Raw genomic sequence first — 13,198 nt, forward strand, 5'->3', positions numbered from 1 at the left:
ATACTCAGAATATGGATACGATAGCTAATATATGAACATGTAAAGTGGGCGTAGTGCAAGCGTCATCTGCACCCCATATTTGTGGGTAAATAGCTGGGAGACCCATGATGAACGCCATCAACCCGGAAAATGCCTTCTGGAGCGACCTCTTCGCCAGGATCGCCGAGCGCGGACGCCAATGGCTCGGCCGGCCACTGCCGGCGGGCGCATCGGCCGAAAGCCGCATCGGCGAATTGGCCTCGAGCCTCATCTCGACCAAGGGCGAGGCATCCGGCGTCGCTCTGGCGCGCGCCCTCGTGGCGCAATGGAAAAGCATGGACAAGCCGGCGCGGCGCGCCTGGTTCGAGATGCTGGCGCAGGATTTCGGTCCCGATGCGGAGAAGCTCACCGACGCCGTCGGGCAATGGCAGGCGCAGCCGACGCCGGCCGCGGCGCAGAAGCTGCATGCCGCCGCCGAGCCGCTGCGCCAGGAACTCTTGCGCCGCATCAACCTCGCGCCTGGTGGTACCGCGGCGCTTGTCGAGATGCGCCAGGAGCTGCTCACCCATTTGCGCGACACACCGGCGCTGGAGGCCGTCGAGGCCGACTTCGTCCATCTCCTGACCTCGTGGTTCAATCGCGGCTTCCTGCTGCTGCGCCCGATCGACTGGGCCTCGCCGGCGAATGTCCTCGAGAAGATCATTCATTATGAAGCGGTGCATGAGATCAAGGACTGGAACGATCTGCGCCGCCGCCTCGCGCCGCGTGACCGCCGCTGCTTTGCTTTCTTCCATCCGCAGATGCCGGACGAGCCGCTGATTTTCGTCGAAGTCGCCCTCACCTCAGGCATTCCCGGAAATATCGGCGAGCTCCTGTCGGAGGAGCGCACCGCGCTCGAGCTCCCCAGTACCGACACGGCGGTCTTTTATTCCATTTCCAATACGCAGGTCGGGCTCAAGGGCGTCTCCTTCGGCAATTTCCTGATCAAGCAGGTCGTCGAGGAGCTTCTGCGCGAAATGCCGTGGCTCAAGACCTTCGTTACCCTATCGCCGGTGCCAGGCTTCGCGTCCTGGCTGAAGACCGCGCGCCAGGACGACTCGCCGCTTCTCGCCGCGCTGCCGGACAACGAACGTCTGGCGGGCCTCGACCAGTCCGGCTGGCAGGAGAATGCTGAGGACCGAGAGGCGCTGGCACCAGTCCTGCGCCAGGCTGCGGCAACCTACTTGCTGCAGGCGAAGGGCGCCAATCGCCGGCCGCTCGATCCCGTCGCCCGATTCCATCTCGGCAATGGCGCGAGGCTCGAGCGCATCCACGCCTCGGCCGACCTCTCCGCCAAGGGCCTGCGCCAGTCCCATGGCGTGATGGTCAATTATCTTTATGATCTCGGCGCCATCGAGAAGAATCATGAAGATTATGCCGACAGTGGTGAGGTTGCACATTCATCCGCGATCCGTAAGATTCTGGCCGGCGATCTGTCGGCAAATATGTTGACCCGAAACGTCCAGAGCCTGCTCGGCTCGGAAAAACCAAGAAAGAAGGAAGCCAAGATCTCATGAGCTGGTCCTATGCCGATGATCCGCAGTTGCGCAATCTGCCCGCTCTCGTGCACCGTCGGATGACCGCGCCGGACAAGCTTTTCATCCGCAATGGCGACGGCCGTGACTTCACCTTCTTCGATTTCTGGACGCTCGCCGGCCAGATGGCCAATGCCCTTGCGGCGCAGGGCGTGAAGACCGGCGACCGGGTGGCGATCCAGGTCGATAAAAGCCCGGAAGCCATCGCGCTCTTCCTCGCCTGCGCCAAGCTCGGCGCCGTCTATCTGCCGCTCAACACCGCCTATACCGAGCCGGAAGTGGACTATTTCGTCGGCGACGCCGAGCCCTCCGCTTTGATCGTCATGCCGGAGCGTCTCGATGCTCTCGCGGATCTCGCCAAGCGCCGCAATGTCGCTGCCCTGCTCTCGCTCGGCATCAAGGGCGACGGGACATTCATGGACGCGACACGCCGGCAGGCGCGCGGTTTCACCGATGCGAAAGTCGGCTGGTCCGATCTCGCCGCCATCCTCTATACCTCGGGCACGACGGGGCGTTCGAAGGGCGCCATGCTCACCCATGGCAATCTCGCCTCCAATGCACTGACGCTCATCGACACCTGGCGGTTCAGCGCGGCCGACACCCTCATCCATGCCTTGCCGGTCTATCACACGCATGGCCTTTTCACCGCGACCAACACGCTGCTGCTGTCGGGCGGCACCATGCTCTTCCGGCAGAAATTCGATGCCGACGACGTGATGCGGCTGATGCCCGGCGCTACGACGATGATGGGTGTCCCGACCTTCTATACGCGCCTCCTCCAGCATCCGGGCTTGAGCCTCGCGGCGACCGCCCATATGCGTCTTTTCATCTCGGGCTCGGCGCCCCTCCTCGCCGACACGCATCGCGAATTCCGCGAGCGCACCGGCCATGCCATTCTCGAGCGCTTCGGCATGACCGAGACGAATATGAACACGTCGAACCCCTATGATGGCGAGCGCATCGCCGGAACGGTCGGCCTTCCCTTGGCCGGTGTCGATGTCCGCATCAGCGATCCCGACAGCGGCAAGCCGCTGGCGCAAAGCGAGATCGGCATGATCGAGGTACGCGGGCCCAATGTGTTCAAGGGCTATTGGCGGATGCCGGAGAAGACGGCGGCCGAATTCCGCGCCGACGGCTTCTTCATCACCGGCGACCTCGGCCGCATCGACGACAATGGCTATGTGTCGATCGTCGGCCGCGGCAAGGACCTCATCATCACTGGCGGCTTCAATGTCTATCCGAAGGAAGTCGAGAGCGAGATCGACAGTATCGAGGGCATCGTCGAATCGGCGGTCATCGGCCTGCCGCATCCCGATTTCGGCGAAGGCGTCACCGCCGTCGTGGTGCGCTCCGGCGACAGCCTTCTCGAACGGGAAATCCTGCAGCGGCTCGAAGGCCGGCTCGCCAAGTTCAAACTGCCCAAGCAGGTGATCTTCGTCGACGACCTGCCGCGCAATGCGATGGGCAAGGTGCAGAAGAACGCTTTGCGCCAGACCTATGCCGATCTCTATCGCCCGCGGTAGCGCGTGATCAGGAAAAGTGGACGCCGGTTTTCCGTCCGATCACGCGCTAAATAAAAGATTACGATCACGTTTATCACTTTAGGTCGACCCGACCTAAAGTGATCGTGATCTAAACGCGCGGGCTTTTATGCGCGCCCGAACAGCCGTCGGAAAAAGGATGAGATGAGCGCGCCGAGAAGCGTAGCGACACTGATCTGATTGGCTGGGGCTGGCGCCGGCTTCGCTTCGTTGACGACCTTTACCGCGGGCTCGGCTTCCAGGGCCGGCCGGGTCTCGGTCACAGCCGGTGCGAGCTTCTGCTCGATATTGCGGGCGAATTGCGCGATCAGCACATTCGCCGTTTCGGTGATGACGCCGGTGCGGCCGAACTGGGCGACAGGCCCCGAAAGCTGCAGATCGGCCTTGATGTCGACGGCGGTGAGATCACCCGATTCCGACAGGCTGTAGTCCATCACGAGTTTGGAGCGGCTGCCGCCGCGTTTGTCCATTCCCTTGCCTTCGACATGCCCGGTATGTGTCGCGGCATCCACCTTGACCTTCGCTTCACCTTCGAAGGAGGCATTGAACGGCCCCAGCTTGATGCCGACGCGTCCGAGATAGTTGCCGTCCCCCTTGTCCTCGATGAGCTCGGCGCCCGGCATGCATCTGGCGATCTCAGGAATATCCTGGAACAGCGCCCAGACGGCCGGCAGCGGCCGCGCAACCTTGAAGGACTGTGTGATCTGCATCGAACCGGGCCTTTCTCACTGAGAAACGAAAGTGCTGATTGCCAAGCCGGTGGCGCGCCGTCAATCGATCGCGGTCGCTTTCCAGCCCGCATCCGGGTCCTTCCACTTGTCGGGATAGGTCACCGCGCCCTTCTTCTTCAATTTCTCGAAGTAAGGTCCGCGGTCGAACATCGGCAACCGTCCGCGTGCTTTGCTCATCTCACGGCGCAGCACCTTGGTCGCCGTAACATCGGCCGCCCATTTGCGCCCGGCTTTCTTCAGAACGACGCCATAGAAATCGCGCGCCGCCTTGCGCGAGACGAGACCGCACTGGACGTCATAGACGACCTTGTCGACTTCGCGCTTGAGCGGATCGCCCCAGCCGCCGCCGCCGGTCGTGACCACGCGCACGCTGGTGCCGGCCTTGACGACAACCGTGTCGCTCATGCCGGGATGGACGGTCTCCTTGCCCTTTTTGTCGATCACCGACACCTGGTAGTTGAGACCGGCGTGGCCGCCATTGACGCCATAGCAGCCGAGCATCGAACGGTCGGCATTGGAGATGAGACGGCAGTCGCCCAGCGCCCGGATGATCTTGTCATAGCCGAAGCCGCCGCGCCGGAAGCCGGCGCCGCCTGAATCCTCCTTCAGCGCCAGCTGCTCGACCAGGATTGGATAACGCGTCTCCGAGAATTCCGCCGGCAGGTTCTTCGAATTCGGCACGATATGCACGACATCCGACCCGTCGGCCCAGGGCCGGCCTGGGCTTCCGCCGCCCAGAACTTCGCGGAACAGATAGAAGTCGTTCTGGGTGCTGCCGCCGGTGAGGCCCCAGATGCGGATGGTTTCGTGATCCGCCGGCATCTTGCCGCCGGTCGCCTTCGACAGGCAGGCGGTGAACACGCCGAGCGAGCGCAACATCAGGAAGAAGCGCATGCCCGTAGGCTTGCCGAAATTGGGTGTGATCAGCGTGCCCTTGGCCGGGAAGACGACATCGATGATATCGAGAACGCCTTCATTGGAATCGATCTCGGCGGCACGCTCAGGCGAGCCTGCGAGCGAGCGCAGCGCCGGCGCGAGCCATTTGCGGAAATAGCGCCCTTCCATCTCGTCGAGCGCCCAGTTGATCGGCCCCTTGGCCTCGGGGTCGGTGCCGTTGAAATCGAGGATGATCTTCTCGGGCGTCTTCGTCATGGTGAGGCGGAGCGCATGGAGCCGCGGTTCGTCGACACCATCCGCCTCGATATAATCCTCGAAATGATAGACGCCGTCCTTGATCTTGGGCAGGATTTCGCGCCGGAAGATCTCGGCGGTGTTCTTCAGGATCTGGTCGAACGCCTCTTCCAGCGTCTCGATCCCGTAGCGCTCGGCCAGCGCCACGATGCGCCGTGAGCCCAGCCTTGCCGCGCCGATCTCGGCATCGAGGTCGCCGGCCAGATGTTCCGACAGGCGTGAATTGCGCGTGATGATCTTGAACGCCGCTTTGTTCAGCTTGCCGCCTTCATAGAGCTTGATCGGCGGAATGAGGGCGCCTTCCATCCAGCTGTCGGTGGCATGCACCGGCAGGCTGCCAGGCACCGCGCCGCCGATATCATCGTGATGGCCGAAGACCTGGCTGAAGCCGATCAGCCGGTCGCCGAAGAAGATCGGCACCGTGGTGCACAGATCCGGCACATGGCCGATGCCGCCGCAGGAATTGTAAGGGTCGTTCCAGAAGAACACGTCACCCGGATGGATGTCGCCTTCCTCGAAATGGGTGAAGACCGGTTCGACGATCGCCGAATAGGAACGCCCGGTGAGCTTGCGGCCCTTGGCGTCGAACAGCGCTACGCGATAATCATGCTGGTCGCGGATCATCGGCGAGCGGGCGGTGCGCTCCACCGCCGCTTCGATCTCGAGTTCCGCCGCGCGGATGGTTCCGTGGATGACCTCGAGCTCGATGGGCCCAAGCTTGGTACGGCTTACCTTGTTCAACATGGTCGTGACTGCCCCTATGCCGATTTTTCGAGAATGAGATTGCCGTAGCTGTCCGAGCGCAGCGTCCAGCTGGCCGGAACGACCACCGTCGAGCCATATTCCTCGATGACCGCCGGACCTTCGACCTTCTGGCCGATGGCGAGCTCGGTGCGCCGATAGAGCGGGCAATTGACCCAGCCGGAGCCGCGCCAATAGACCTTACGCTTGGCGAAGGGAACCGCCGGCTTGCGCATGGCGATATCCTGCTTGAGGCTGGGCCGGTGCTGTGTGCCGACCGCCTGCACGCGCAGATTCACCAACTCGACATCCTGCTCGCCTTCATAATGGAAGCCGAAGGTCTGATCATGCACGCGATGCAGGTTCTTCCACATATAATCGATCGCTTCCGCATCGCTGAGCTCGGGCGGAATATCGACCTGCACTTCATGGCCTTCGCCGAAATAACGCAGATCGGCGACCTTCTGGATCATGATCTTCTCGCGCGGAATGCCCTCGGCGCGGATGTCGTCGACGCCGAGCTTCGTGAGATCGGCCCAGGCCTCGATGATCTCGTCGGGGCTTGCGTTCGACTGCTGGCGCACCAGGGTGCGGATATAATCGCGCCGGACATCCGAGACATGCAGGCCGAAGGCGCAGAGATTGCCCGGATTGGGCGGCGAGATGATCGTCTTGATGCCGAGGAAATCGGCGACTTCCGCGGCGAACAGTCCGCCGGCGCCGCCGAACGCGACCATCGCATATTGTCCCGGCTCGCGCCCGCGTGATGTCGTCACCTGCCGGATACCGAAGACCTGGTTGACGGCGGCGATCTCCAGCGCACCGGCGGCGATTTCTTCCGCCGGCATGCCAAATTGCCTACCGAGCTCGTCATAGGCCTTGCGCGCCGCATCGAGATCGAGCTTGATCTCGCCGCCGATCAGCGCCGCCGGCAGCCGCCCGAGAACGATGGCCGCATCGGTCACCGTGGGTTTCGTGCCGCCTTTGCGGTAGCAGATCGGGCCTGGATCGGCGCCGGCACTGCGCGGCCCCACTTTCAGGCTGCCATAGGGATCGGTCCAGGCGATCGAGCCGCCGCCTGAGCCGACGGTGACGATGTCGAGCATCGGCGTCTTGACCGGATAGCTCTCGACCATCGACGCCGAGGTGTACATCGGCTTGTAGTTCTCGATGATCGCGACGTCGGTCGAGGTGCCGCCGACATCGATGGTGAGAATGTCCTTGTAGCCGGCGAGATGCGCCATATGGATCGAGCCCAATATGCCGGCGGCCGGGCCTGACAGCAGCATCGTGACGGGACGCTCGCCCGCCGTCGAATGCTTCACCACCCCGCCATTCGACTGCATGATCAGGAACGGAATGTCGCCCGACTTCGCCTTGATCTTGTCGGCGGCGTTCTGCAGGTAGGTCTTGCAATAGGGCTTGACCAGGACGTCGATGAGCGTCGTCATCGCCCGCTCATATTCACGATATTCGGGCAGCACGACGGACGACAGCGAAACGAAGACGTCCGGAAAATTCTTGCGGATCAGCTCGCCGATCCGCTGCTCGTGATCGCCATTGGCGTAGGAATGGAGGAGACACACGCCGATGCAGCGCACGCCGTCTTCCACCAGCTCCTTGACCGCCTTCAGCGTCGCCTTCTCGTCGATGGCCTCGAGCTCCGACCCGTCGAAGCGCATGCGGCCGGGAACCTCGCGCACCAGATGCAACGGGACGAGCCGCGGCGGCTTCACCCAGAAGAACGAGTTACCATAGCCGTCGGGCACCGACTGGCGCGCGATCTCGATCATATGGCGGGTACCGCGGGTGACGAGCAGGCCCAGTCCGTCGAATTTGTGCTCGAGCACGGCATTGGTCGCGACCGTCGAGCCATGCAGCAGCATGCGCACGTCTTCGGCGCCGCGGTCCAGTGTGTCGAGGATCTTCTGGACGCCCTCCACCAGGCCGATGCTCGGATCGGCCGGTGTCGAAGGTGTCTTGACCGCGGCGATCTCTCCCGTTTCCTCGTCGATCGCGACAACGTCAGTGAAGGTTCCGCCGGTGTCGATGGCTATGCGAAGTCCCATTTTTTACCCGCCTCCAATATCCATATAGTGGATACGATATTCATATTATGCACATGAAGCCTTGACGGCACAAGAGCGGAAATTATCCGCGAAGATGCCCTAAAGGGGTTTCAGGCGTTGGCTCAACGCGCCGTCCAGACGCTTCCTTCCACGCCGCCCACCAGCCGGCCGTTTTTGATATGCACCCGCCGGCCGGGAAGATTGCGGAACATATCGACGAGATTGGCCGCCGAATGCACGACCAGATCGGCGCGCCCGCCGATGCCGGCCCGGTGATCGGCCAGCCCCATGAGACGCGCCGGACGCGACGTCGTCATGTCGAAGGCCTCGCGCACTTCCGCATCGCTGCGCATGCCGGTGCTCAGGCAGGTCATATAGGCGGTGTCGACGGGATCCATACGGTTGAACCTGAACCAGATGTCGAACATGTTGTCGGCGCCGGCGCAGACATTGACGCCCGCCGCGAGCAGCTCCTTGGCGCGTGAGGAGCCGCGATTGACCGGTGTCGCGCCGTCGCCGCCGAGCATCTGCAAATTGGCGATCGGCAGGATCGTCACGCTCATATCGGCCGCTCTGACCTTGTCGATCACACGTTTGGCTTCTTCATCCGGATAGACCGCGAGAGCGCAGCAATGGCCAGCGGTGACCTTGCCTTGATAGCCGCGCTCGACGGTCATGTCGGCCACCATCTCCAGCGTCTTGTAGGGCGCCAGATCGGTGTAGTCGCAGTGGAAGTCGATCGGCACGCCCCGTTCCGTGGCGATGTCGAAGATGGTGCGGACATGCGTCCGCTGATCCTCGAGGGAATGTTCGAATTCCGGCAGGCCGCCGACCAGCGTCGCCCCCATGCCAAGCGCCGCGCGCAGCAGCGCCGGCGCTTCAGGATCGGTGACGATGCCCTCTTGCGGGAAGGCGACGATCTCGAGGTCGATGAGGTTGTGGAAACGCTCCTGCGCCCGGAGCACGCCTTCCAGCGAGACGAGCCTCGTGGCAAAGTCCACATCGACCTGTGTGCGGATGCGCCCTATTCCCTGGGCCACCGCCAGATCGAGCGCGCGGCAGACACGCGCCTCGACATCGGCGACGGTGAAATTCCGCTTCGCCTCGCGCGCCCGCGCAAAGGCCTCTTGATAGGAGATCGCGCCGACATAATTGCGCGACAGGACCTTGTCGAGATGGAAATGCGGATCGATGAAGCTTGCCGTGACGAGCCCGCCTTGCGCATCCACGGTGCGGGCGGCGGCACCGCCGATATGGGCGGCGATATCCACGATGCGGCCGCCGGCGATCGCGATATCGCAGATGTCGTCGCGATCGAGGAGTCGTGCTTTCCTGATCAGCAGGTCGTGGGAGCCGGTGGCGGGTTGAGCTGACATTGTTGTTCCTTCCTATGAACCCAGATAGGCCTTGATGACCTGCGGATCGCGCCGCACCTCCTGCGGCGGACCGGAGGCGATCACCTTGCCTTCGCTGAGCACGACCACGCGGTCGCAGACATTCATGATGACATTGAGATCATGATCGATGATGACGATGCCGCATCCCCGGCGCCGCCTGATGGCCTGCACGATCGTGACGATCTCTTCCGATTCGCCGTGATTGAGCCCTGCCGTCGGCTCGTCGAGCAGCAGGAACTCCAGCCTGCCGGCAATGGCGCGGGCGATCTCGAGCCGGCGCTGCATGCCATAAGCGAGCTCGGTGGCGATCCGGTCGCGGTGCTGGGTGAAGTGCAACTCATCCAAGGCGTTCAGCGCATTTTCCCGCCGGTCACCCGTGCCGAGCCACGCCGATGCCACTTCGACGGTTTCGAGCACCGTCAGCGAATTGAAGAGCCGGATATTCTGGAACGTCCGGCGGATGCCGCGCCGCGCCGCATCGCGCAGCGAAATGCTGGACCAGCTCTCGGCACCCATGCTGAAGCTGCCGCTGGTCGGTGAATAGACGCCGGATGTCACATTCAGGAGCGTCGTCTTGCCGGAGCCGTTGGGACCGATCAGCCCGACGATCTCGCCTTTGGCCACATCCAGGCTGACCCCGTCAAGGGCGGTGAGGCCCTTGAATTTCATGACTACATCGCTCGCCTTGAAGTTCATTCTTCCGCTCCGAAACGCGTGCCGAGGAGCGCTGGCGGGGCCATGTGTCCCCCGCCTGCGCCAGAGTCATTTCACCGGCGGGAACTTTTGCGGGAATCCGACTTCCACGACGACGAATTTGCGGTTGGCGCGATCGAAGGTCACCACCGCATAGTCCTTCTTGGGGATTCCGCGGCCGATCGGGCTGTTCTTGTAGGAGATGAGGCCGGTGGCGCCGGCGACATTCTCGACATTGTCCAGCGCATCGCGCACCGCAGCGCCTTCCGTCGACCGGGCGGCTTCCACCGCCGCGGCGACGCTGACGACGAGATCATAGCCGAGCGCGGTCTGCAGCGATTCCGGATCGGCGCCGAATTTCGCGCGATATTCCTTCTCGAAGGTCTCGAAGGCCGAGCCCGGCGTCCGGTTGCCGCCATAGGTCGTCATTGCCGAGATGTCGAGCTGGCCGCCGGCATCGAAGATGACCGGCGTGTCGTTGCCGTCGACCATGATGATCGGCTTGGTATTGCCCAGCCGCTCCAGATCCTTGAGGAAGGCCGTCGTATCGGGCGGGAACGTATTGGTCATGATCACGTCGGCGTCGGAGCTTGCCATCTTGGTCGCGGTGACCCGATAGCTGCTGTCGCCCAGCGTGTAATAGGCCTCGCCGACGATCTCACCGCCGAGCTCGCGGAAGCGTTCTTCGAAGGCGACGCCGAGCGTATGCGTATAGCCTTCGCTCTTCGACTTCAGCGTGAAGGCCTTCTTATATCCCTTCTTGGCCGCGTATTCCGCCAGCATGGCGCCCTGGGTCAGCGTGCCCGGCACATTGAGGAAGCCGAAACCGCCCGGCACCTGGCTCGGTCCGGCGGCATCGGCGCCACAGCTGCTGATCACCGGAAGCGAGGCCTTGGCGGCCATCTGCGCGCCCGGCAGCGACACGTCCGTGTCGCAGGTCGTGACGATGAAATTCGCACCGGCGGCGATCAGTTCCTGGACGACGGTGGCGCCCAGCATGGGATCCGATTTCATGTCGCGCCGGTCGAGCTCGATCTTCACCTTGCCGGCGATGCCGCCCTTGGCGTTGATCTCCTCAATCGCGATCTCCATGCCCTTCGCAAGCGGCTCGTCGACGAAGGACAGATAGTTCGATTTGTCCGACGCCCAGCCGATCTTGTAGACCGTGCCCGGCTTCAATTCGGCCGCGGCGCCCAGCGGCCACAGCGCCAGGGCCGCCGCGGCGGTGATCAAGGCAATGCGTTTCGTTCTTATGTTCATCGTTTCCTCTCCTCTTCGTTTTTTGTCTTGTCAGGCTGCCGGGTTACGCTCCCGATCTTTTTCGAATGGCAGTGCGGCGCCGCTTGCTGCCGGCCGTCGTTTCGCCAGCCAGCGCATCGTCAGGTCATCGAGCTCCCAGCGCCCGACCAAGCCCTGCGGCCGCATTGTCAAGGTGAAGACGATTAGCAGCGCCAGCACCGCGGTGGTGAGCCCGGGCGCCTCGCTCAGGCTGAAGGAGCCCAGCGAGAAGCCGTTTTCGAGCCGGCGCAGCGCCTCCGCCAGAATGGTGATGAGCAAGGTCCCGACGATCGCGCCGGTGATCGACTGGCCGCCGACGATGACCATCGTGACGATCAGGAACGTCAGCTCGAAATGGAACGCCTTGGGCAGGATGGCGCCGATATAGTGAGCATAGAGGGCGCCGGCGACGGCCGAGCAGGCGGCGCTCGCCACCCACATGACATAGCGGCTGTTGACGACATCGACACCCGAGGCCTGTGCGGCGATCGCATCGTCACGGCTGCTGCGCAGGCCGAGGCCGGTATCCGACTCACGCAGAAGCCGGGCGATCACCAGGATCACCGCGAAGGCGCCCATGCACCAACCCATCGTCGTATAGGCCGGAATGCCGCTGAAGGCCTTGGCGCCACGTGTCCATTCCTCAGCATTCGAGAGCACGGTGAACACCATGACCATGAAGCCGAGGGTCGCCACGGCGGCGGCCGACCCGCCGAGTCGGACGAAGACGCGGCCGATGACCGCGGCGACGATGGCGGCCACGCCGACTCCGATGAGCATCGCCGGCAGGAAGCCCATGGCGGAGGTCAGGATGAAGTCCGGCGCATTCGGGATCCCCATCGCCTTGATGGCGGGATCGGCGGTGAAGAGCGCCGATCCATAGGCGCCCAGCGCCATGAAGCCGACATGGCCGAAGGAGATGATGCCGGATGTGCCGGTATAGATCTGCAGGCCTATCGCGGCGATCAGATTGATGAGGAACACCGTCAGGATTCGCTGATCGGTGGACGAGCCGAGCAGGCTGACCCCGGCAACGATGAGACTCACCAGCACGAGGATCTGAGCCGATCCGATAAGGGCGCGCGGCCACCATTTTTGCGACATCGCCATCACACCCGTAGATCTTCCGTCATGCGCACGCCGAAAAGGCCGCCAGGCCGCCATCTGAGCAGAATGATCGCGATGCCGAAGACGATCGCGTCGAGATAGGGGCTAAGGCTGTTGGACAGGATGGCGTCACTGCCGACTTCGAGAAAGGCGAGCAGGAAACCGCCGACGACCGCCGCCGGCAGGCTGCCGAGCCCGCCGATGACGCAGGCGATGAAGCCTTTGAGCATGGGCTCGAAGCCCGATGAGGGCACGACATTGGGCACGGTCGCGAAATAGAACAGCGCGGCAATGCCGGCGAGCGCCCCCGACAGCATGAAGGCGCCCACGACCACCGCATTGGCTTTGATGCCCATGAGTCGGGTGGTGCGGAAGTCGTCGGCGGCGGAGCGCAGCGCCAGGCCGATCACCGTCTTCTTGAGGAACAGATGCAGCGAGAGCACGATCAGCCCGGTGATCACGATGATGAAGACGTCGAGCCATTGAACGCGCAACTGCCCGATGCGGAAGCCGGCATCGACGAAGGCCGGCAGCTCGATGCCCTTGGGCCGCGCGCCGAAGAACAGCAGGAACAGGCTCTGCAGCGCGACGGAAACCGCGAAGGACGTGATGAGAAGAGTCAGCGGATTTGCCGATCTGAGTCGGCGATAGGCGACGCGCTCGAGGAGGAGCGCCGCTATGACCGAAGCCGCGATGGCGGCGACGGCGGCGAGGAGCCAATGCACCCCGGCGAGAAGTGTCGCATAGAGCGTGTAACCCGCGACCGTCATGAGCTCGCCATGAGCGAAATTCGCCAGCCGCAGGATGCTGAACACGATGGCCACGCCGAGCGCCACCAGCGCATAGATCGATCCGAGCGATACGGCATTGATCAATTGTTGAAGCATCAATTCCATG

Annotated in this window: 10 protein-coding genes; 2 read left to right on the top strand and 8 right to left on the bottom strand. The window is 63.2% G+C overall.

Annotation, left to right across the window (positions count from 1 at the left end):
* The first annotated feature begins 104 nt into the window (after positions 1-104).
* A complete protein-coding gene (locus tag JHL16_RS15215) occupies positions 105-1,535 on the top strand; it encodes a malonyl-CoA decarboxylase (protein WP_348647217.1) in 1,431 nt (476 codons plus the stop codon).
* Positions 1,532-3,076, top strand: a complete 1,545-nt coding sequence (locus JHL16_RS15220; RefSeq protein ID WP_200185712.1) for a malonate--CoA ligase — start codon at positions 1,532-1,534, stop codon at positions 3,074-3,076. Before JHL16_RS15215 ends, JHL16_RS15220 begins: the two co-directional genes overlap by 4 nt.
* A 125-nt stretch (positions 3,077-3,201) precedes the next feature.
* Here JHL16_RS15220 and JHL16_RS15225 read toward each other — a convergent pair whose 3' ends face one another.
* From JHL16_RS15225 to JHL16_RS15260, 8 genes are all read right to left on the bottom strand, one after another.
* Positions 3,202-3,804, bottom strand: coding sequence for an SRPBCC family protein (locus JHL16_RS15225; protein ID WP_200185714.1), 603 nt, complete (start codon positions 3,802-3,804; stop codon positions 3,202-3,204).
* A gap of 60 nt (positions 3,805-3,864) precedes the next feature.
* Positions 3,865-5,760: a hydantoinase B/oxoprolinase family protein gene (locus tag JHL16_RS15230; RefSeq protein WP_200185716.1), complete on the bottom strand. Its 1,896-nt coding sequence runs from the start codon at positions 5,758-5,760 to the stop codon at positions 3,865-3,867.
* Between the two features lie 14 nt (positions 5,761-5,774).
* Positions 5,775-7,826: a hydantoinase/oxoprolinase family protein gene (locus JHL16_RS15235; RefSeq protein ID WP_200185717.1), complete on the bottom strand. Its 2,052-nt coding sequence runs from the start codon at positions 7,824-7,826 to the stop codon at positions 5,775-5,777.
* A 122-nt stretch (positions 7,827-7,948) separates the two neighbouring features.
* Positions 7,949-9,202 (bottom strand): amidohydrolase family protein, encoded by a 1,254-nt coding sequence (locus tag JHL16_RS15240; protein WP_200185719.1) that lies wholly within the window; start codon positions 9,200-9,202, stop codon positions 7,949-7,951.
* Positions 9,203-9,214: 12 nt separating this feature from the next.
* Entirely contained in the window at positions 9,215-9,919 is a 705-nt protein-coding gene (locus tag JHL16_RS15245) for an ABC transporter ATP-binding protein (RefSeq protein WP_200185721.1), read from the bottom strand.
* Between the two features lie 66 nt (positions 9,920-9,985).
* Positions 9,986-11,176 carry an ABC transporter substrate-binding protein gene (locus tag JHL16_RS15250; RefSeq protein WP_200185723.1) on the bottom strand — a complete coding sequence of 397 codons (1,191 nt, stop codon included), beginning with the start codon at positions 11,174-11,176 and terminating at the stop codon, positions 9,986-9,988.
* Between the two features lie 30 nt (positions 11,177-11,206).
* Complete coding sequence (locus tag JHL16_RS15255) at positions 11,207-12,304, bottom strand: branched-chain amino acid ABC transporter permease (protein WP_200185725.1); 1,098 nt, start codon at positions 12,302-12,304, stop codon at positions 11,207-11,209.
* On the bottom strand, positions 12,304-13,197 hold the full coding sequence (locus JHL16_RS15260) for a branched-chain amino acid ABC transporter permease (RefSeq protein WP_200185727.1): 894 nt from the start codon (positions 13,195-13,197) through the stop codon (positions 12,304-12,306). Before JHL16_RS15260 ends, JHL16_RS15255 begins: the two co-directional genes overlap by 1 nt.
* Between the last annotated feature and the right edge of the window lies 1 nt (position 13,198).

Source organism: Taklimakanibacter albus, from assembly GCF_016595235.1.
Lineage (GTDB): Bacteria > Pseudomonadota > Alphaproteobacteria > Rhizobiales > Aestuariivirgaceae > Taklimakanibacter > Taklimakanibacter albus.

Bases quoted from the DNA above. Each gene is read 5' to 3' on its own strand.
- JHL16_RS15255 (WP_200185725.1), bottom strand. From the start codon at position 12,304: ATGGCGATGTCGCAAAAATGGTGGCCGCGCGCCCTTATCGGATCGGCT.
- JHL16_RS15260 (WP_200185727.1), bottom strand. From the start codon at position 13,197: ATGGAATTGATGCTTCAACAATTGATCAATGCCGTATCGCTCGGATCG.
- JHL16_RS15250 (WP_200185723.1), bottom strand. From the start codon at position 11,176: ATGAACATAAGAACGAAACGCATTGCCTTGATCACCGCCGCGGCGGCC.
- JHL16_RS15240 (WP_200185719.1), bottom strand. From the start codon at position 9,202: ATGTCAGCTCAACCCGCCACCGGCTCCCACGACCTGCTGATCAGGAAA.
- JHL16_RS15215 (WP_348647217.1), top strand. From the start codon at position 105: ATGATGAACGCCATCAACCCGGAAAATGCCTTCTGGAGCGACCTCTTC.
- JHL16_RS15230 (WP_200185716.1), bottom strand. From the start codon at position 5,760: ATGTTGAACAAGGTAAGCCGTACCAAGCTTGGGCCCATCGAGCTCGAG.
- JHL16_RS15225 (WP_200185714.1), bottom strand. From the start codon at position 3,804: ATGCAGATCACACAGTCCTTCAAGGTTGCGCGGCCGCTGCCGGCCGTC.
- JHL16_RS15235 (WP_200185717.1), bottom strand. From the start codon at position 7,826: ATGGGACTTCGCATAGCCATCGACACCGGCGGAACCTTCACTGACGTT.
- JHL16_RS15220 (WP_200185712.1), top strand. From the start codon at position 1,532: ATGAGCTGGTCCTATGCCGATGATCCGCAGTTGCGCAATCTGCCCGCT.
- JHL16_RS15245 (WP_200185721.1), bottom strand. From the start codon at position 9,919: ATGAACTTCAAGGCGAGCGATGTAGTCATGAAATTCAAGGGCCTCACC.